The sequence below is a fragment of the Hallella bergensis DSM 17361 genome (genome assembly GCF_000160535.1).
Lineage (GTDB): Bacteria > Bacteroidota > Bacteroidia > Bacteroidales > Bacteroidaceae > Prevotella > Prevotella bergensis.
The window spans coordinates 948,796-968,134 of record NZ_GG704781.1 but is presented as its reverse complement, the minus strand read 5'-3'; the positions used below and the strand labels follow the sequence as shown (position 1 = coordinate 968,134).

General features: G+C 46.3%; 20 protein-coding genes and 1 tRNA gene. 8 read left to right on the top strand and 13 right to left on the bottom strand.

Annotated elements, in window-relative coordinates:
• Positions 1–28 precede the first annotated feature (28 nt).
• Positions 29–1,084: a mannose-1-phosphate guanylyltransferase gene (locus tag HMPREF0645_RS07875; RefSeq protein WP_007174421.1), complete on the bottom strand. Its 1,056-nt coding sequence runs from the start codon at positions 1,082–1,084 to the stop codon at positions 29–31.
• A 17-nt stretch (positions 1,085–1,101) separates the two neighbouring features.
• On the bottom strand, positions 1,102–2,241 hold the full coding sequence (locus HMPREF0645_RS07870; RefSeq protein ID WP_007174420.1) for a dTDP-glucose 4,6-dehydratase: 1,140 nt from the start codon (positions 2,239–2,241) through the stop codon (positions 1,102–1,104).
• A gap of 287 nt (positions 2,242–2,528) precedes the next feature.
• Between HMPREF0645_RS07870 and bcp the strand changes: the two genes are divergently transcribed.
• From bcp to HMPREF0645_RS07850, 4 genes are all read left to right on the top strand, one after another.
• A complete protein-coding gene (gene bcp, locus HMPREF0645_RS07865; RefSeq protein WP_007174419.1) occupies positions 2,529–2,981 on the top strand; it encodes a thioredoxin-dependent thiol peroxidase in 453 nt (150 codons plus the stop codon).
• Between the two features lie 212 nt (positions 2,982–3,193).
• Positions 3,194–3,688: a thioredoxin gene (gene trxA, locus HMPREF0645_RS07860; protein ID WP_007174417.1), complete on the top strand. Its 495-nt coding sequence runs from the start codon at positions 3,194–3,196 to the stop codon at positions 3,686–3,688.
• A 7-nt stretch (positions 3,689–3,695) separates the two neighbouring features.
• Positions 3,696–4,058, top strand: coding sequence for a MarR family winged helix-turn-helix transcriptional regulator (locus HMPREF0645_RS07855; protein ID WP_007174416.1), 363 nt, complete (start codon positions 3,696–3,698; stop codon positions 4,056–4,058).
• Between the two features lie 111 nt (positions 4,059–4,169).
• Positions 4,170–4,955 (top strand): TIGR02757 family protein, encoded by a 786-nt coding sequence (locus tag HMPREF0645_RS07850; protein ID WP_007174415.1) that lies wholly within the window; start codon positions 4,170–4,172, stop codon positions 4,953–4,955.
• Positions 4,956–5,011: 56 nt separating this feature from the next.
• On the opposite strand, the gene HMPREF0645_RS07845 is transcribed toward HMPREF0645_RS07850, so the two are convergent.
• The 4 genes from HMPREF0645_RS07845 to HMPREF0645_RS07830 all read right to left on the bottom strand — a co-directional run bounded on the left by HMPREF0645_RS07845 (position 5,012) and on the right by HMPREF0645_RS07830 (position 9,949).
• Positions 5,012–5,656: a lactate utilization protein gene (locus tag HMPREF0645_RS07845; protein ID WP_044123471.1), complete on the bottom strand. Its 645-nt coding sequence runs from the start codon at positions 5,654–5,656 to the stop codon at positions 5,012–5,014.
• Positions 5,657–5,747: 91 nt separating this feature from the next.
• Positions 5,748–6,842, bottom strand: a complete 1,095-nt coding sequence (locus tag HMPREF0645_RS07840) for a nucleotidyltransferase domain-containing protein (RefSeq protein ID WP_007174413.1) — start codon at positions 6,840–6,842, stop codon at positions 5,748–5,750.
• Entirely contained in the window at positions 6,839–8,788 is a 1,950-nt protein-coding gene (locus HMPREF0645_RS07835) for a polysaccharide biosynthesis protein (RefSeq protein ID WP_007174412.1), read from the bottom strand. The genes HMPREF0645_RS07840 and HMPREF0645_RS07835 overlap by 4 nt, the downstream gene beginning before the upstream one ends.
• Positions 8,789–9,595: 807 nt before the next feature.
• Positions 9,596–9,949, bottom strand: a complete 354-nt coding sequence (locus tag HMPREF0645_RS07830; RefSeq protein ID WP_007174411.1) for a transposase — start codon at positions 9,947–9,949, stop codon at positions 9,596–9,598.
• Positions 9,950–10,175: 226 nt separating this feature from the next.
• Here HMPREF0645_RS07830 and HMPREF0645_RS07825 point away from each other — a divergent pair, with 226 nt between their 5' ends.
• The gene (locus tag HMPREF0645_RS07825) at positions 10,176–10,667 is read left to right on the top strand and encodes an RNA polymerase sigma-70 factor (RefSeq protein ID WP_007174410.1); all 492 of its coding nucleotides are present in this window, start codon (positions 10,176–10,178) and stop codon (positions 10,665–10,667) included.
• Positions 10,668–11,018: 351 nt separating this feature from the next.
• Here the strand turns inward: HMPREF0645_RS07825 and HMPREF0645_RS07820 are convergent, their stop codons facing one another.
• The 6 genes from HMPREF0645_RS07820 to rsmG form a co-directional block, all read right to left on the bottom strand.
• Positions 11,019–11,570: a DUF3332 domain-containing protein gene (locus HMPREF0645_RS07820; RefSeq protein ID WP_044123470.1), complete on the bottom strand. Its 552-nt coding sequence runs from the start codon at positions 11,568–11,570 to the stop codon at positions 11,019–11,021.
• A 150-nt stretch (positions 11,571–11,720) separates the two neighbouring features.
• Positions 11,721–12,203, bottom strand: coding sequence for a hypothetical protein (locus tag HMPREF0645_RS07815; RefSeq protein ID WP_007174408.1), 483 nt, complete (start codon positions 12,201–12,203; stop codon positions 11,721–11,723).
• 23 nt (positions 12,204–12,226) lie between these two features.
• Positions 12,227–13,786, bottom strand: coding sequence for an ATP-binding cassette domain-containing protein (locus HMPREF0645_RS07810; RefSeq protein ID WP_044123383.1), 1,560 nt, complete (start codon positions 13,784–13,786; stop codon positions 12,227–12,229).
• 13 nt (positions 13,787–13,799) lie between these two features.
• Complete coding sequence (ruvC, locus tag HMPREF0645_RS07805; RefSeq protein ID WP_007174406.1) at positions 13,800–14,396, bottom strand: crossover junction endodeoxyribonuclease RuvC; 597 nt, start codon at positions 14,394–14,396, stop codon at positions 13,800–13,802.
• Between the two features lie 32 nt (positions 14,397–14,428).
• Positions 14,429–15,076 (bottom strand): MBL fold metallo-hydrolase, encoded by a 648-nt coding sequence (locus HMPREF0645_RS07800; protein WP_044123382.1) that lies wholly within the window; start codon positions 15,074–15,076, stop codon positions 14,429–14,431.
• A gap of 70 nt (positions 15,077–15,146) precedes the next feature.
• Positions 15,147–15,785 (bottom strand): 16S rRNA (guanine(527)-N(7))-methyltransferase RsmG, encoded by a 639-nt coding sequence (rsmG, locus tag HMPREF0645_RS07795; RefSeq protein ID WP_007174404.1) that lies wholly within the window; start codon positions 15,783–15,785, stop codon positions 15,147–15,149.
• A gap of 57 nt (positions 15,786–15,842) precedes the next feature.
• Between rsmG and HMPREF0645_RS07790 the strand changes: the two genes are divergently transcribed.
• On the top strand, positions 15,843–16,472 hold the full coding sequence (locus HMPREF0645_RS07790) for an HAD family hydrolase (protein WP_007174403.1): 630 nt from the start codon (positions 15,843–15,845) through the stop codon (positions 16,470–16,472).
• 62 nt (positions 16,473–16,534) lie between these two features.
• Positions 16,535–17,515 carry a glycoside hydrolase family 43 protein gene (locus HMPREF0645_RS07785; protein WP_007174402.1) on the top strand — a complete coding sequence of 327 codons (981 nt, stop codon included), beginning with the start codon at positions 16,535–16,537 and terminating at the stop codon, positions 17,513–17,515.
• Between the two features lie 64 nt (positions 17,516–17,579).
• Here HMPREF0645_RS07785 and HMPREF0645_RS07780 read toward each other — a convergent pair.
• Positions 17,580–17,654: transfer RNA gene (locus tag HMPREF0645_RS07780), tRNA-Val, on the bottom strand.
• A gap of 888 nt (positions 17,655–18,542) precedes the next feature.
• Here HMPREF0645_RS07780 and HMPREF0645_RS07770 point away from each other — a divergent pair.
• Entirely contained in the window at positions 18,543–19,025 is a 483-nt protein-coding gene (locus HMPREF0645_RS07770; RefSeq protein WP_007174400.1) for a helix-turn-helix domain-containing protein, read from the top strand.
• Positions 19,026–19,339: the final 314 nt, after the last annotated feature.

Genomic DNA, 19,339 nt, shown 5'->3' with positions numbered 1-19,339 from the left:
CGGCCAACAATCCGATTGTTTTTTCCTTTTAATCTTGGGAGTATTCCTTGATCATTTGCTCGTGGTCGAGCGAGCAAATCAATAATCTGCCATTGCGCAGGGCCACGATATATCCGTCCAAGCCCTGAACAACCACTTGTTTGGCATCCTGGGCGTGGACTATGCAGTTCTTGCTGTCATAGAGCCGGATGTTGGGACCTACATGAGCGTTGCCGTCAGTATCCCTGTTGAGTAAGGTTTGCAACGAGCCCCAACTGCCCAAATCGCTCCAGCCAAACTCGGCGGGCAGGGTGTAGATGCTGTCCGATTTCTCCATCACCGCATAGTCTATACTTATCTTCTCACACGTTGGGAAAATTGCATCTAATGTAGCAGCCTCCCGCTCTGTATAGAAGTCTTGGCTCATCTTCTCCATCTTCTCAGCCAAATCCGGAGTGAACTTGCAAATGGCATTGGTTATGGTGTTGACGTTCCAGACAAAGATTCCTGCGTTCCAAAAATAGTTGCCTGCTGCCAAGTATCGCTCGGCTGTTTCCAGGTTGGGTTTTTCTTTGAACGAGTCCACACGATGAATTTCGCTGTTCTCCAACCGGTCTGCTGAGGCAATGTATCCATATCCCGTCTCCGGTCGGGAAGGCTTAATTCCTATTGTCACGATGTTGTCTCCCGTGGCTGTAAAGGCCAAGGCCTCGCGAATGACGCGCTGGTATTCGGCGGTGTTGATCACAAGTGCATCCGACGGTGTGACAACGATGTTGGCGCCAGGGAAATGCTTCTTGATCTTCCAGCAAGCGTATGCGATGCAGGGGGCCGTGTTGCGGGGCTCGGGCTCGGCCAAGATGTTCTGTTCGGATATGTCTGGAAGCTGTTCCCTGACGATATCCACATAACTGCGGCTTGTCACCACCCAGAAATTGTCCATGGGCGCAATGGGGGTAAATCGATCGACCGTGAGTTGAAGGAGCGACTTCCCCACACCCATCACATCAATAAACTGCTTGGGGTATTGCGGTGTGCTCATCGGCCAGAAACGGCTGCCAATGCCACCCGCCATGATTACAATATGATTGTTATTGTCTGCCATTTGATCGTCTTGTTTGCCTATCGGTTCTTGTACATGTCGTCATAATACTTCAGATAGTCACCGCTCGTAACGTTGTCCATCCAATCCTGATTGTCGAGATACCATTTCACCGTTCGTTCAACCCCCTCCTCAAACTGCAGACTTGGCTCCCAACCCAACTCACGTTGCAGCTTGCGGCTGTCGATAGCATAACGGGCATCATGCCCCAGACGGTCGGTCACGTAGGTGATCAAGTCGTCGTCAGCACCTTCAGGACGGCCAAGCAAGCGGTCGACGGTCTTGATGAGAACCTTGATGATATCAATATTCTTCCACTCGTTGAATCCACCTATATTATAGGTGTCGGCAATGTTACCTTTGTGAAAGATAAGGTCGATGGCACGGGCATGATCCTCCACATACAGCCAGTCACGCACATTCTCTCCCTTACCATATACGGGTAGCGGTTTGCGATGCCGTATATTGTTAATAAACAAAGGAATTAGTTTCTCGGGGAACTGATAGGGACCGTAGTTGTTTGAACAATTGGTCACTATCGTTGGCATGCCATACGTATCGTGGAAGGCTCGCACGAAATGGTCGCTGCTGGCTTTGGAAGCCGAATAAGGGCTGTGGGGCATGTATCTTTTATCTTCCGTAAAGAACTCGGTGCCGTAGGCATGATGATGATCCGACGAGGCCTTGGTGGTGAAAGGAGATTTCATTCCCTCTGGGTTGGAGAGTTCCAACGAACCGTAAACTTCGTCGGTGGATATGTGATAGAACCGCTTGCCTTCGTATTTCTCAGGCAAACTCTCCCAATAAAGTCTTGCAGCTTGTAACAAACTCAACGTTCCCATCACATTGGTTCGTGCAAATGTAAACGGATCCTTGATGCTACGGTCTACATGACTCTCGGCAGCAAGGTGTATGATTCCATCTACCTGGTAATCGCTTATCAGCTTACACATCTTGTCAAAATCGCAGATGTCAGCCTTTACAAAAACATAATTTGGCTCGGACTCCACATCTTTTAACGTGGCAAGGTTGCCCGCATAGGTTAGCTTGTCGACGTTGATAATACGATAGTCAGAATACTTGTTGACAAATAAACGCACCACGTGGCTCCCGATAAAACCAGCACCACCGGTGATCATAATGTTGTGTTTGTAATCCATAAGATGAATAGTTTTCTGCAAAGATAAAGAATTTTACAATATAAAAGGAGCAAAAGAGATGAAAAATGTATTTATTATTTGGGGGTGGAAACCAAAAGCAAAGCTCAAGAAGTACAGTAACATAGCATCGTGAAATTTTTACAAACATTCGTTTGGTTTGCTCTTATTTTTCTTGTAAATTTGTAACACAACTTCTATGGCAGTGAATATAGATTGCAGCTGGCCATATTAACATTTACACGTGGAATGTTCTGACATTCACAGGAAACACATTAAAAGTATTCATCATGGAAATAGGAGAAAGATTACCCGAGATTCTTGGCAAAGACCAGGACGGTAACGAAATTAAACTGAGCGATTTTAAAGGCAAGAAACTTGTACTCTATGTTTATCCCAAGGACATGACCTCGGGATGTACAAATCAAGCGTGCAACCTTCGCGACAACTATAACACATTTCTCGAAAAAGGTTATGCAGTTGTGGGCGTGAGCATTCAGGATGAAAAGTCGCATAAAAAATTCATAGAGAAGCACCAACTGCCCTTCCCACTCATTGCCGACACTGACCTCAAACTTGTTACGGCACTGGGCGTATATGGTGAAAAGAAAATGTATGGGCGCACGTATATGGGCACATTCCGCACCACCTTTGTTACCGATGAAAATGGGGTTATCGAGCAAATATTCAGGCCTAAGCAAATCAAGGTCAAGGAACATGCTGCCCAAATCCTTGGCGAATAAGGCCCAGGGCACATCTCTTGAACCAAAAAACATGTTTTTCTATTGGAAAGTCGAACTGAAATACAGATGTTTTTGCTTGGAAATGTTAAACCATAATGCCTTTGGTTAAGAAGGGTTATATAATATTATATTTTCCATTGGATATTTGTTTTATTGTTTCACATACCTTATCTTTGTATTAATTTCCAAAGGAAACAAAACGATTACACACAATGAGAACATTCAAAACCGTTTTTACTTTGGTTGCGGGAGCAATGATTGTGCTCTCGGGGTGTGCCGGACAGCAAGGTAAGAAAGACAAAGACAGCAATCGAGTAGAAACATCAACGGAAAAGGAGAATAAAAAGATGAAAACAACTGAGTTGACTAAAGAGACTTTCAAGCAAAAGGTGATGGATTATGAAGCCAATCCCACGGAGTGGAAATATGCAGGTACCAAGCCCGCCATCATTGACTTCTATGCCACATGGTGCGGACCATGCAAGCAGACTGCCCCTATTTTGGAAGAGTTGGCAAATGATTACGATGGAAAAATCGACGTATATAAAGTAGACGTAGACCAACAGCAGGAGCTCGCTTCTCTTTTTGGCGTACAATCTATTCCCACTCTGATCTTCGTCCCCATGCAGGGCGAGCCGCAAAAGGTTGTGGGTGCAATGGGCAAGCAACAGTTCGAGGAAATTATCAAGCAGGTGTTGCTGAAATAATAGACTGATGGACAATTCCTGCCTATGCAGAATAAGAGACATCTATCGGGCTGTCGTTAGCTTTGAAAACGAACTTCAACAAGCTGTTGGCCTCAACATAAACGAAGCCGCGTTGCTTTGTGTGCTGTCTGATGGCAAGACACGCTTTGCGGGAGAAATCGCTGAGGCTTTGGGAGTCACGCGCTCCAATGCCTCAAAAATAATAGCGTCGCTCGAAAAGCAAATGTACATTCACAGACAACCCTGTGAGGAGGACAGCCGATGCCAGAAGTTCCGTATCACTAAAAAGGGACGGGACAAGCTCAGTCAGATACATTGTGACGACATTAAGATGCCCGCTGGACTTGAGCGTTTAACCTCAAGAAGGTGAATGTCTGGAAACATGGAATGACCTGTTTTTGAGGATATCAGAGGCAGGTCATTTATATTCCGGACAGGTGCCCCACCGTTATTCAATCATTGTTTTTTCACGTGCAAGTACATGATGGAGATTGCAACGCACAAACTACTCATTGATTATGCCGACCGCTTTGAAACGGAGGCATTTATAGAAGGCGACCCCTCATGGTTCATGCATCAGGTAGAGGGGAGACTCAATCAGGAAACAATGGCCTTTATTGCCAGTTGCCTGAGTTATGGATCACGCCGACAATTCTTGCCCAAGATACATTCACTACTTACCAACAGCAGGAACAACCCCTACGAGTGGGTAAGGAGTGGAGCTTTCAAAGAGGACATTCCGGATAACAATCGATGCTTTTACCGATTATACAACAACCACACAATGTATGTGTTCTTGCTGTCATTGCAGCATCTGTTCATCACTTACGGCTCGCTTGGAGAGTTTGCAGCCTGTCATGCCCGCGTGGGTTGCACAGCCAACGGAGATGCCCTCAATGTACTTATGGCCATGTCCGACTATTTCAAAAACAAGGGAATCACAGGAATTGTATCTCGTCCCATCACCTCGCTATGCAAGCGACAGTGCATGTTCCTGCGTTGGATGGTTCGCGACCATTCACCCGTGGATTTGGGACTGTGGGCAGATGCCATCGACAAAGCGTCGTTATATGTTCCCATGGACACACACGTCTTGCAGACAGCCCGCCAGCTGAATCTCGTGACAACAAGGACAGCCTCGTGGCGTACTGCCGTTGCCCTTACGCAGCAAATGGCGCAAGTGTTTCCCGGAGATCCGGCACGGGGAGACTTTGCCCTATATGGTGCTCATGCTTTGGCAGGTCATCCAAACTTTGCCGAATCGTAATCGTTTCCCACTTCTAAGAATATTAGCTCTACCAAAGCGCCCAAGGCTCACTCGTCTCAATAACCCAGCTCTTGGTCTACTAAAATGACAATATGCCGGCCGGCCGGATGGGACATCCGTTGAATAGAAATGTAATTACAGATGCTGTCGGGCGAGAGGCAGTTGTGGCACACACCATCTTTCTGGCACAGTGTTTCAAAGTCAAAGCGCGACATATTGACAGGTGCAGCAGTAGACCGGGCACGCTTCAATGCCGCATCTGTGTCTTGGCATACTTTGTTGAGACCGATAATCAAAATCACATGCTTCGGCCCCCAGGTAATGGCTGCCACCCGATTTCCGTTGCCATCTATATTTACGATAACACCATCCTCGCTGATAGCATTTACACTCGAAAGGTAAAAGTCGCATTCAAAAGCCTTGCGGTAGACACGCAATTTATCTTCCGTAGTGGTCACATCATCACGGTCGTATACCTCATAATTGCCAGCCTTGAGCATATCGGTTACGCCAAGCGATCGAATAGTGTCCGACCCTCCCCATGTTACCGTCGAGTTTTCAGGAATCAACGCTTTAAGTTTATCCAGCACCTCTCCTGCATCGTGACAAAAATAAGCGTCGTAATGACGGCGTTTTAATCTTTTCACCAACAACTCAGCAAGCCTTTCATTGCGTATATTTTTTACCTTCTTGTTTTCCATATTAACATATAATTTGTACATTTGTTCCACCCAATCGTCTGCTTTTCATACTTTGCTGTTGTGGGTAAGGATTGATAGTCAAGAGTTGTTATCATCGCTTCATTAATCCAAAGGCACGCTTGGGAAGCACCCTTAGGAAGTAAGATGCATTTTCTCTGGGTGATAGCATGAACAGCATACCGTAATGTCTAAGCTTTGTACCGAATGCCTCCAGATTATATTTCCAACCTGATCGAACCGCATTCTTACGGCCAAACTTGCCGAAGTTTCCGCGTTTGAACACAATATCCATCACAAACGATTCATAGCAACTATCCTTCGTTGTTTCCATAGATAGCATTTTTTTGGTATCAAGACCAAGCTTTTTATGCAATAACGACTCAACCATATGGAATGGCTTGAGGAATCCCAGCTGTCTAAGAAGATTCGTCACCCTGTCTTTTTGTGCTTGATCCATCTTCATATGGTTCATTAATATTGCGACATCACAAAACTGTCGCAGACCAACTCCAAGCTCTATCAAATGGTGATATAAGTGCAAGAAGGTATAGACCAAGTTTAACTCATCCTCCAACACCGGTACTTGTACATTTCCTACAAGTCTATACGACAGCTCACTCTCTGCTATCAACCTGTCAAACACACGCTGATTACGTCTTGATGCAAATTTCATCAGACAGAAGTGCATCTCGAAACAAACATCATGATATGTAAAGCTAACATGCTGTTCCGCATCTTCATCATCTCCTTCGATTCTTACTCTCCATTCCGACTCTATAACTTCGCGCGCCTTGTCAAAGTAGTCCGGGTATACATAGAAATCTATGTCGCCGCATCTTCTGTAATTCGGATGAGGATAAAGGGCTGCCAACGTTTGCCCCTTAACAACAAGAAACTTAATTTGATGAGACGAGAGAAGATTGCATAAATCCTGCAGCCCCTTATTAACCAGATCATTTTCTGATATTACGTGAGATTTCGTTACCAAGGCTTCGGCTGCATTGAAATTACTGAGATGAATACGATTTGCGATGAGCGAATTAACCAGAAGCCCATCAACCGTTTGCTTTCTGGCCATCATGACACACTGTCGAAAGAGATTATCGTCCATTTTAATCTCACGTGGCAGTGGTTCTTGCCAGAGTTCAGACTTAATCAGTGAGAGAAAAATTTGGGTCGTGCTCATTTTGCCACACCGTTTGCCCCGTCTTCAATAACCGAATACACTGTATTATTGGGATGATATTCCGGCACCATTGCTTTCATCGCCCTAACTACTTCCATATCCTCAAAAGTATTGGCCACGGCGACGAGCTGCTCGATCTGCTGCACAACCGTGTTGTGGTCATATTCCCTGACTTTTGCCACGCGAATCTTCTTGTGGAAACTCGGCAGGGTATTTTCCTTGTTCGACAGCACCTCTTCGTAGAGTTTCTCTCCGGCACGCAACCCAGTATATTTGATTTTCACGCCCTGCATTCCGCTCAGCTTAATCATGCGTGTGGCCAAGTCGGCTATTTTCACAGGCTTACCCATGTCAAAGACAAACACTTGGCCTCCTTCTCCATGCGTGCCCGCCTCAAGCACAAGCTTGCAGGCTTCCGAGATAAGCATGAAGAACCGAATGATATCTGGATGGGTCACCGTTACGGGACCACCGGCTTTAATCTGCTTTTCAAACAAAGGAATAACAGACCCATTGGATCCCAATACGTTTCCAAAGCGAGTTGTTACAAACTGAGTGATGGCAGCACGTCCTTGAACGTCTGTTTTCTCTCCCGCACGAATGGCATTGTCCAAGCTCTGGCAGTAGATTTCGCATATGCGTTTGGAACACCCCATTACATTAGTAGGGTTCACGGCTTTGTCGGTCGAGATCATTACGAACTTCCTTACGCCATATTTCACACTGAGATCTGCAATAATCTTTGTGCCGTTCACATTATTATATATAGCCTCGCTGGGGTTGTCCTCCATCATCGGCACATGCTTGTATGCTGCCGCATGGAACAAGTAGTGCGGCCTATATTTGGCAAAGAGATCCTCCATGCGATTCTGCTGCGTGATGCTGACCACGATTGTCTCGCATTTGATGTCGGGAAAATTTTTGGCCACCATCATTCTGATTTCGTGCTGTGGTGTCTCAGCTTGGTCAATGAGAATCATGTTATCCGGATGATATGCAGCCACCTGTCGCACCATTTCCGAGCCGATGCTTCCTGCCGACCCAGTTATCATCACCCGTTTGCCGGTCAACATATTGCCGATAGCGTTCATATCGACCTCAATCTCGTCACGCGGCAGTAAATCCTCGATCTTGATTTCTTTCAGTTGGTTGGCTGACAGTTCTTCGTTTTCGCTCCACTCCTGCGACTCCATCATGTAGATGTGAATACCCGCGCTGATGAGCATATCCTGCAGTTTCTGGTCTTCTCTGAATCGTTCTGTCTGCAAGGGAGAAACCAACACCGCCTGAATGTTCATATCCTTCAGCATCTCCGACAAGTCATCATTGGGTTCATAGATTCTCACACCCATCAGCATCCTTCCTTTATAACTGCGATCATGCATTATAAAGCCCTTGAGCTGGAATTTGGCCGGCTTGGTGTTGCGTATCATCTTGGCCAGTGCCACTCCGCCCTCGTGAACGCCGTAAACCATAGCACGTTCGCCGTTTTCCATGCTGAATCCAATGTCATAAAGGGTTTTAACAAAGACGCGCATGGCCCACATCAGGATCGTGGCAATAAAATACATCAGGAAGATTTGCCTGCCCTGCAATCTCACAAAGTCAAGATCCAAATAATAAATGGCATAGTGAGCCACCTCAGCTATAAAACAGCTCAGAGCCATGGCGTAGGCCACACGCTGCAAGTCTACAAAGGATGAATATCTGATAATTCCACTATATGTGCGAAAAATGCGAAACCCAATGAGGTTGAAGCACATATAGACCAAAATTGTTTTAGACAACAAGACAATATTTCCTAAAGTTACTGCACTGCGGTAATATAACCAGAATACGAGTATCCCCGAGAAATAACAAATCAAACTGTCGAGTATCAACACGCACCAATACGGCAGTGCACCTTTGGTGAAATACCAATTTGCCAATTTGCCAAATATGTTCATGATTTCCTGATTAAGATGCTAACATAGTGTCTCCCCTCACACCAATTATTTTATATGTGAACTACTCTCCTGACGACATGTCTGCCATGGGCACCAATAGCAACACCATGAGTTGCTGTGGAACCGACACTCTTTGCAAAGGTGCAAATTTATTTGTCAACTAAATGATTTTCAAGTTTTTTTTGTTCTATAAAATTTCAGTAAAAATCAGATGGTACGCTCTCCGAATTGAGAATCGAAGAGAAATAGGACATAAAAAAAGCTATTTGATTAAGGTCGGAACTGTCATTGACAGGTAAGATGAACATGCACTCATTCTCTACTAAAACCGCTAATTATGTTGACAAACATCGCCTTATAATTAGCGTTTTCAAAAATATCAGTCCTTTGACTCGAAATTCTTAAATTTTAGCATAAAAACTAAATTGCTGATTTCCAGAGCTTTATCAAAAGTCCCTTGATGAAGTTGGCTTATACCCTCACGATTGCATATCAAACGGCAAGACGATGAAGCCGCAACAGCACTGCGGGAAGGCTTCCGTCGCACTGCCATAAGACCCTATCCGCATCACCAAAGGATAGGAACCGCAATGCACTTGATATTTTTCACAGCTCCGAACTGATTTTGCAAGTAAAAACATGGCGCAATCTGCTCTCATTGACCAGAAAATCATGACTGAAAATCGGTAATTATATTTTACACCCTGAACAATCATCCAAGGATGGTTACACACTAATAATATCCGGCATGGCTCACATCCGTCATCTCGCAGAGGAGTTTGACGGACTATTGGTGCGACAGTCTCTTCACGATTTCGAACGTCGTGTCTTTAAACGAACGAACTCCTTCCTCCCATCTTTGCCGATCCGGACAGTATAGTTTCTTTTTAATCTCTCGATTTCTATCCGCAAACGAAGAATCTCTTTTTGGTACATCTTTAAGATAGAATCCTCCTCCGGCGGGAGAAGCGGGGCGAGCTTTTTATTGTCCTTGGTAAGGCCTTCTATCCCAAATTGGGAATAAAGCCGCCGCCACTTCCTGAAGGAACTGGTTGATACATTGTTCGCCTCACAGAATGACTTGAGGCTTACATCCGGATTGTTGAAATACTGGCGAATGAGAAACTCTTTCTCCAATGGGTTTAAATGCTTCTTCATCATTTTACGCGTTTAGACCAGGGTGAGTGTGTGGGCAAATATAGGCCTTTTATTTTTCAAATAGAATATCTCAACGCTTTTTTTGCGTTTCCGTGCAAACTTTTTGAGTAGCAGCGCACAAAAGATGGAGCAGTAAATTAGCTGGAAAATATATTAAGATTCCTATAGGTTTATTTATAGGATAATATTCAAATAATTTACTTAATTTTGCAGCCGGAAGGTTGACGGAATGAATATCGATATTATCTTTAAAACATATTATCGCCCGCTCTGCATTTACGCTATGCACTATCTCTCTGGAAATATGGAGGAGGCTGAGGATGTTGTACAGGAATGCTTTGTCAAAATTTGGCAGCAAAAGGCCGACAGCAGCAAGGCCTACCTATATGCCACCGTTCGGAATATGTGTATAGACTGTCTTCGGCGGAAACAAATAGACACCGTGGAGATACGTCCACAGGATTTGGAGGGCTATATTACCGATTCTGACGCCCAGGAGCGATCGTTTCGGGAAGCTGAACTTTGGACTGCAATCGACAGTCTGCCTGAAAGATGCCGCCAGATTTTCCTGATGAGTAAGCGCGACGGTATGAAATATCACGAAATTGCTGAAGAGCTGAATCTATCAGAGAAAACTGTGGAGCACCAAATCAGTAAGGCTCTGAAACAACTCAAGAGACACAGAACTGATTTGGGTTACATCATTTTGTGCCTCGGATAGCTCCGCTTGATTTATCAACAACTCTCCCAAGCTGAATAACATGGTTTCGGTAACAAGCATAGGAGAACATCAATCACAATTAGAGATCATTGATACCATTCTTTCATTGTAGGAAGATAACAAAGCTTAACCCTATTACCGAGTAGATACATAGTTGTGACGATTCATATTGTCATACTTGATTTAAATTAAGGTGGTAGCTTTGGCTTGGGATATCATATTCTGAGTCGGCTAGCTTTCCTGGGTAGACGGCAAAAGCATTATGACATAGCCCATGTACGGTCTATGTCAATACAGGCAGCTGTTGTTCACAGAATCTGCCTGTAATAAGATGTTCAATTGGGTGTGCCCTTATTTCATAGCGAAGAAAACGCCATCGTTTACAGCCATGCGTACCTCGTACACCCCTGCCTCGTCGTTGGTTACGTTCATCTTCTTGCCATTGGGCAACGTTGCCTGGATAGTACCGTCTTGGTTAAACCGGAAAATCTCGGTTTTCCTGCCTTCCTGAATCTGGGACCACGAGTTGTTTTTCTTGTCATAAACAAAGGTAATAGTCTCACCGGTAGGCAGCAGAATGTCGTACCCATCAGCTTTAGTCGTGACAGCGTAATACTTTCCATCCTGACCCATGATCTGCTTGGTTTCTCCCACTTTCATGGCCATGGGGTTATTGCCGGTCCAGAACTCAATGGAGTTAAGCACCAGAGCATCGGCCATGGAGCAGAATGCATAGGCTGGGGAGATAACTAAGAAAATAATCTCGTTGAGGAACTTGTTGTCCGTGGCGTTCTTGTTCCATGATGCCAATTTGTTGAACATGGCGAAAGAACCCACACACGAGCTTGCGAAGAGTGCGCATGCCATGAGACATACAGCTACTGATAGATGTTTGATTTTCATGTTTTTTGTTTTAATGTCAATATTCATGTGTAAATTTACACAAAAAAAATTGTTATTAGCTCAATTTCCTTAAAATTAACATATCAGATTCGTACAGAATGTCTCCGATTGAAGGTTGGCAGTCTGTTTATCGTCTCAGTACTCCTTTGCCTAGTCCCAGCTCTTGCCTCTAATCTCTGCCAACGCTTTTGTCCAGTTGGTGTCGAGCGAGAACGGGGTAGCGAACTTGGTGCTGTTGTACCATCCCAACACCAGATCTTTGTCCATGTCGTTGAAGAGGCTGTTGTTGATGCTTGCATTCTTGAAGCGAGTAATCACAATGTCCTTCTTCGGTTTGCTTTTCGCTTCGCCCAAACGCTTGAAGTAAAGATTGATAAATTCGGTCATGGCGAGAGTCTGTTCGCCCAGCTGATACTCGGTGAAGGTGGCATCGTCGTTGGATTTGACAAGCATATATTCGATGGCATCCCATTTGAAAGAAGCCACACGGCGCTCGTCCATGCTTTTGGTTTCATCATATTTCACGGTATAGAAACCTTTCTGCATGTTCTTCACTTCGTTGTAAATTTGTTGTGCATGAATGTTTACCGTTAGGGCAAACAAAAGTGCAAAGGCTGTCAGTGTTTTTTTCATATTTTTTAATTTATCCGTATGGTTTAAATGCTGTTGTTGTCCATTGTTGGTGTCTGGTGTTTAACCAGCCTGAGCCGGTGGTCGATGCACCGCGGGAATTCTTCCTCGTAATGGGTGACCATGATGAGCGTCTTGTTTTTCCTGCGGCAGAATATGTCGATAATGTCCTTCACCTTTTGTCGGTTTCTGTTGTCCAGCCCGTGCAGGGGCTCGTCGAGAATGAGCAGTTCCGGATCTTTCACAAATGCTCTGGCTAATAATACAAGACGTTGTTCTCCGCTGGATAGTTTCATGAAAGTTTGGTTTTCCAGTTCTTTTATGCCAAAAACTTCCATCCAGAAACGGCAGATGCCGTATTCCTCTTTTCTGGGTCTGACGTACAGTCCCACGCTGTCCTTGAGTCCGCTGGCCACGATTTGTATGGCTGGCAGGTCGCGCTTGTATGCCCGGTGCATTTCCGGTGAAACATATCCGATGTGCTTCTTGATGTCCCAGATACTCTCTCCCGACCCTCTGCGGTGATCAAACAGGGTGATGTCGCAGGCGTAGCTTTGTGGATTGTCGGCACAGACAAGGCTGAGCAGTGTCGATTTGCCAGCACCGTTATGCCCCTCAAGAGCCCAACGCTCACCGTTAAGTACCGTCCACGACAGTTCTTTCAGAATGGTGCGTTCACCATATTTAATGCTCACCTTGTTCATTTTCACCACCTCCTGCGTGTGGTATTCGTTCTCCTTGTAGGGCAAGTCGACGATGGCCTGCGCGATTTTTTCGTCTAACATGTGAGTTGTAGCCGGTTTCCGCTGTGCCAAATATTGTTCCCGCGTCAGCTTGGGGCGCACCCTACGGTCTTCCACTTCCACCACATGAGTGACAAACTGCGGTATGTCATCCGTCTTGGACAGCACAAGTATGATTTGCAAGGCGGTGTTATGCGACAGAGTTTCGAGCAAGTTGCGCAGCAAATCGCGCGTGGGGGCGTCAAGCCCTATGAATGGATTATCCATGATGAGCACCCTCGGGGCAGAGAGGAGCGTCTCGGTTATCTTGAACTTGCGCAGTTCGCCGCTCGAGAGCAATGTGGTATGCTTGTCGAGCAACAGCTCTATCCCGAACGTCTCATACAGCCTGCGCTGCAAACTCCGGCGTTCCGGCGTGTCTTCGCCGAGGCGATGGTAAGCCTCTTCGAGCTTTTCGCCGACGGTTGGCGTGTCGCTGTCTGTTTCGGTTCGGTTCCATCGCTGCTGCAAGAAGTACGTGCGGTCGCTGTCGCCCCCGTAGGCATCGAGAAAGGTGATGTACTTGATATTATCAGCTGCCAGGGGTTTGGTGCTTGGGCTGAAATTGTATTCAGGGTCACGCCTGAGCAGGGGATACCGCCCGGTCATGATGTTGACAAGTCTTGTCTTGCCACCTGCGTTAGGGCCGACGATGGCCAGATGCTCACCGTTGCAGCTCTCGAAGTTCACTGGCTCGGCCATGCGCCATTGCGGCATACGGCACACTCCGTCAACAATCCTGATGACGGGCCATGCCTCCTGCGGCCGATTTTGCGAAACACTGTCATGACATGATTTGCCCATATCCCATCTCCTCTTATCTTTTTACCTTTTTGTTTTTTATTTTCCCCGGGTTCCTTTTCACAAAATCAGCCCAACTCCCGTAGTGCGGGGCATCGGTGACCGGACGTGCCGATTGCAGAAAATGGCAGTAGGCTGCTCCCAAAGCATCGGTGGCATCCATAAAGCGGGGCATCTCGTCCTTGCTGATGTGCAACAGTTTCTGCAGCATGCTCGCCACTTGTTCTTTCGAAGCCTGTCCCTGGCCAGTGATGGCCATCTTGATTTTCAGCGGTGCATATTCGTGTATGAAAATGTCGCGGTGTATGGCTGCCGATATCGCCACTCCCTGTGCGCGTCCCAACTTGATGAGCGACTGCACGTTCTTGCTGTAGAAGGGTGCCTCGATAGCCATCTCATCGGGGTGGTATTCGTCAATGATTCCAATCACGCGCTCGAATATCTTGCCCAGCTTAAGATAGGTATCGTCCATTTTCCGCATGTCCACCACCCCTAAGGCCATCATCTCCGGCTTGTTGTCCAGCACGCGCAGAACCCCATAGCCCATGATGTTGGTGCCGGGGTCAATGCCAAGAATGATGCGTTCGGCGGGTTGTCTGCGTGTTTCTGCCATGATGTGTATGCCTGAATGCTACCCCGTTTTGCTTATCTGTCCATATAAGGATTACCAGCCACCTCGGCCCCGATGGTTGTCGACTCCCCATGTCCGGGATAAACACGAGTATCGTCGGGCAGTTGCGCAATCATGCGCAGGCTCTGGATAAGACTAAACATCGAGCCGCCGGGCAAGTCGCTCCGGCCAATGCTACCACGGAAAAGGGTATCGCCCGAGAAGGCGATCTGCTCTTCTTTGCAATAGAAAAACACGCCACCGGGAGTGTGTCCGGGAGTTTCGAGAATGGTGAACCGATGGTTGCCAAACGAAATGGTGTCCTCTCCACGGAAATATCGGCCTACCGGGGGAAAGCTGTCGTCTTCCATCTGCACACCACATATGGTTGCAGCCTGCATGGGGAGGGATTTAATCAGCTCCTCGTCGTCAGCGTGCACCTCCACTTTCACCCCCCAGGTGTCGTTCACAAACATGTTGCCGAAGTTGTGGTCAAAGTGCCCGTGCGTCGCAATCAGGTGCACAGGCTTCAGCTCGTTTTGTTCGATGTATTCCCGGATGGCTTTCTTTTCGCTGTCGTAGAAAGCACCACAATCGATGATGACAGCCTCGCGGGTCTCGTCGCTCACGACGTAGCAGTTCTCCTGAATCATGTTGCAAACAAAGCGTTGTATGTGTAGCATGTTTTCTGAGTTTTAGGTGTGTGAATGAAAAACCAAGGAGGTTTCCCGAACGGGGGGTGTCCCTGGTGTGTTATTTGTTGGGCGTAATGGGCAGATAGATCACCTGCTTGCCCTGAAACCATTCGTCGCTGAAGAAAGAACTGATGTCCGTGCGCTCCACGATCTTGGCATACGGTCTGAGTTCATCTTCCAAAGTACCCCCCTTCAACACGATAAGGCCGTTGGGCAGGGCGTTGTGCTGCGATTTAGAGATATTCTTGCGGACAATCTTCACCAGGTCGGGCATGGGCATCACGGCGCGCGACACCACAAAGTCGAACTTGTCTTTCTCCTCTTCGCCCCGACGGTGGAAAGCCTCTGTGTTGTCCAAACCTATGGCATGGGCCACCTCGGTGGCCACGCGAACCTTCTTCCCAATGCTGTCGATGAGCCGAAAACGGCATTCAGGAAACATGATGGCCAGCGGAATGCCGGGAAAACCTCCACCCGTGCCTATGTCGAGGATGGTGGTGCCGGGTCTGAAACTGACGACCTTGGCTATGGCCAATGAATGGAGCACATGGTGGAGATACAGATTGTCGATGTCCTTTCGGGAAATGACGTTAATCTTTGCATTCCACTCGTGGTAGAGAGCATCGAGTGCCCCAAACTGCTCCTTCTGTCGGGGAGTGAGGTCCGGAAAATAGTTGAAGATGTCCAATTTGTCCATTGTTGTCGGCAAAGTTACGGTTTTTTAGTGTAACTTTGTAACCAAACACATATAATAATGATTAAAGCAGCTTTATTTGATCTTGACGGAGTAGTTCTTGACACGGAGACACAATACACAAAATTCTGGGGAAAACAATTCCGGCGCTACTATCCTGATTCGCCAGGACTGGAGCATAAGATTAAGGGCATGACACTAACCCAGATTTTGGATGCCCATTATGCTGGTAAAAAAGATATTCAAGAAGTCATCATACACGAGCTCAACGAATATGAACAACAGATGAGTTACGAGTATATACCGGGGTTCGAGGCCTTTGTCAAGCAGCTTCGACAGCATCATATCAAGACCGCCGTGGTGACAAGCAGCAATCTTGCGAAGATGGAGAAAGTGTACCGAAGGCAGTCTGGGATGAAACTTTATTTCGATCGGATACTGACGAGCGAGGACTTCAGCAAGAGCAAACCCCATCCCGACAGCTATCTCAAGGGGGCAGCTGCGCTGGGTGTGCGGCCGGAAGAGTGTTTAGGGTTTGAGGACAGCATCAACGGACTGAAAGCCGCGCGTGCCGCAGGATTGTTCTCTGTGGGGTTGACAACCACAAATAGCCGTGAGGTTGTGGCGGAGTTATGCGATATGGTGATTGATGATTTCACCCAAATCAGCCCTGCCGACTTGCTCGTGTAGATCGTCCAACGATGATACGAATAAACAAACACGCAACGTTTACAACTCAATCCAAACGAAATATGAAGCATCTATTTATTATTCTTGTTATCCTTTTCACGCTTCCTATCTCCGGACAGCAACTCCGAGGCGTGCGTACGGTGCCACTTGGCGACATCCAGCTGAGCGACCCGTGCATTCTGGCTGATTCCGCCACACATCAATACTATATGACCGGCACCGGTGGCCGGTTGTGGAAGAGCAAAGATCTGAAAATGTGGACTGGTCCGTACAATGTGGTCGACGTCGACTCGGCCTCGTGGATGGGGCCAAACCCAATGATATGGGCTGCCGAGTTGCATTCCTACAAGGGCAAATACTATTATTTCGCAACGTTCACCAACCAGGCCGTGAAAATCGATACGGTGCGTGGGAATGTGATAGAACGCCGTGCCTCTCAGGTTCTTGTGAGCGACTATCCCGACGGCCCGTACCGGCTTTTCGGCAATGCCACCTATCTACCGGCCAACCGACCTACTCTTGATGGAACGTTCTGGGTGGACCTCGATGGCAAACCCTATATGGTTTACTGCGGTGAATGGTTGGCCAATTGGAATGGAACAATGGAGAAAATTGAACTCAAGTCTGACCTAAGCGGCACCATTGGCGAGGGTAAGGTGATGTTTCGTGCACTTGATTCCCCCTGGAGTCGGGAGCGTGTAAACGACAAAATCATTCCCAACAAGGTGACCGACGGCCCCTACCTCTTCAGAACCGGCACGGGAAGGCTGGGCATGATATGGACCTCGTGGGTCTATAATGTTTATACGCAGGGCGTGGCCTACTCCGAAAGCGGAACGCTCGATGGTCCTTGGGTACACGAGTCGAAACCCATTACTCCGCCCAACTTCGGGCATGGCATGTTGTTCCGTGATTTTGACGGGCGCATGCTGATGAGCGTGCATAGTCACAAGTCGGTCGGTGGACGCTACATCCGAATTCCTCATCTGTTCAGGGTGGATTGGAGCGACGACAAACTTGTGGTGGATCAAAATCCGCTCTGATCCAAGGAGCAAAAAAAAATCCAAGTGAACGATAGACTTGTTCACTTGGATTTTTTTTGGACAGTAGGGATAATCGGGCTCGAACCGATGACCTCTGCAATGTGACTGCAGCGCTCTAAACCAACTGGGCTATACCCCTATATATTGCCGTATTGGAATTACGACGATGCAAAGATATGGCTTTTTCAGTGAATAGACAAAAAATAGCTTGCTTTTTTTGAGGGACACAGGAAGTTTTCTACTAAACCAACAATCGTGCATGACCACCGCGACAGTTTATTTTGAATTTCGAATTTTGATTTCTGAATTGCGACATAAAACAAAGTAGGGGCTGTTACAATGTCCTCCGACAGGTGTCATGGAGATTGGTGAGTGTCAATAAAACTTCACTGCAATCGTGTCTTGTTTTTATGACGAAATAGAAATAAATTCGCCTTGATTTGTAAACTATTACTCATTGATAGGATTCCGAGGTGTCAAAGCAGGATCCGTTGCTGCTTTCTGACGATGCGTTTAGGCCTCGATCGACGGATGAAAACACTGTAATCGTATGGCGCTTAGGCTTTATATGTGGTGCGTCTAAGCCCTAACCGCACGGAAATTAAAAAACTATTTTACACGAATTTTTAGTTTGAGATGACAAGTCTGTGTGAATAAGATGATTGTAGAAAACCTGGTTTTTTGGTCATTTTCAGAATTTATGCACATCCGTTTTCAAATATCGAAAATATAGACATGGTGTTGTTCGTATTTTTCAACATTTTATATCAGAATTTGATAGTCTGTGAAGCTCGCTTGTTTCTCAAATTGGAAACGTTTGTATGCCGTGGAGTTTTTGCGTTTTCATTTGGTGATTGTTTTATATTTTACGCCTGTGATATGTTTGAATTTATTACTTATCTGACAGGTAGTGGACTTGGGTGACAGACAAAAATCCTTAGTAAAAAAACATTAAAAATGTTGGTTAATAAATTTAACTTTATTATCTTTGTGGTAAGTAATAATAATTGATTCAAAATTCTTGGTTATGGCAAAGTACAACATTACTCCGGTGAAGGAAAAGGAGGCTTCTTACAGGACTCTTGTCAGCCCCCAGATGATGGATGAACTCGAGGCAAAAATCAACGACATTATCATCATCCAAAAGAAATACCGAGACAAGCACTATTCTGCCAAGCGACTGGCGGAAGATTTGGGCACCAATACGCGATATATTTCGGCTGTGGTCAATGTCAGGTTTCACATGAACTATACCTCCTTGGTAAACTATCATCGAATTCGCGAGGCCATGTCGATTCTTGTTGACAGGCGCTATAGGGACCTGACGATGGAGGAAATTTCTGACATGGTAGGCTTTTCAAACAGGCAGTCGTTTTATGCTTCTTTCTACAGAATCAATGGCATGACTCCCCGGGATTACAAGATACAGCAGCTTGAGCGTCATCCCGTGCTCATGGAGGAACCCAAGAAGCGTGGCCGCAAGCCCGGGTCGAAGAATAAAAAGAAGTAAGTCTTTTGTACAGTAGCCACCTTATAAATCGTAACTTTAACCACCCGGTCTTTCCCATTTTGTGCAAGACGTTCCTGCACGATGCTCCTGATCGCAAACCCTTTTGGGATGTCGTTATGACGGTTGCTGTTTGGAGCAAGATATATCATGTGTTTCTTTTACAAATGCATGAAATAAATCTACACTTGGCTGCAGAACCTGATGCGTGGGTGGCGTGACATGTCGAGTCATATAATTTAGCAGGGAATTGAGTGCTAAAATCATCTGTATTTGATATTATTTTCATATTTATTTGTATATTTGGAGTCGAATAG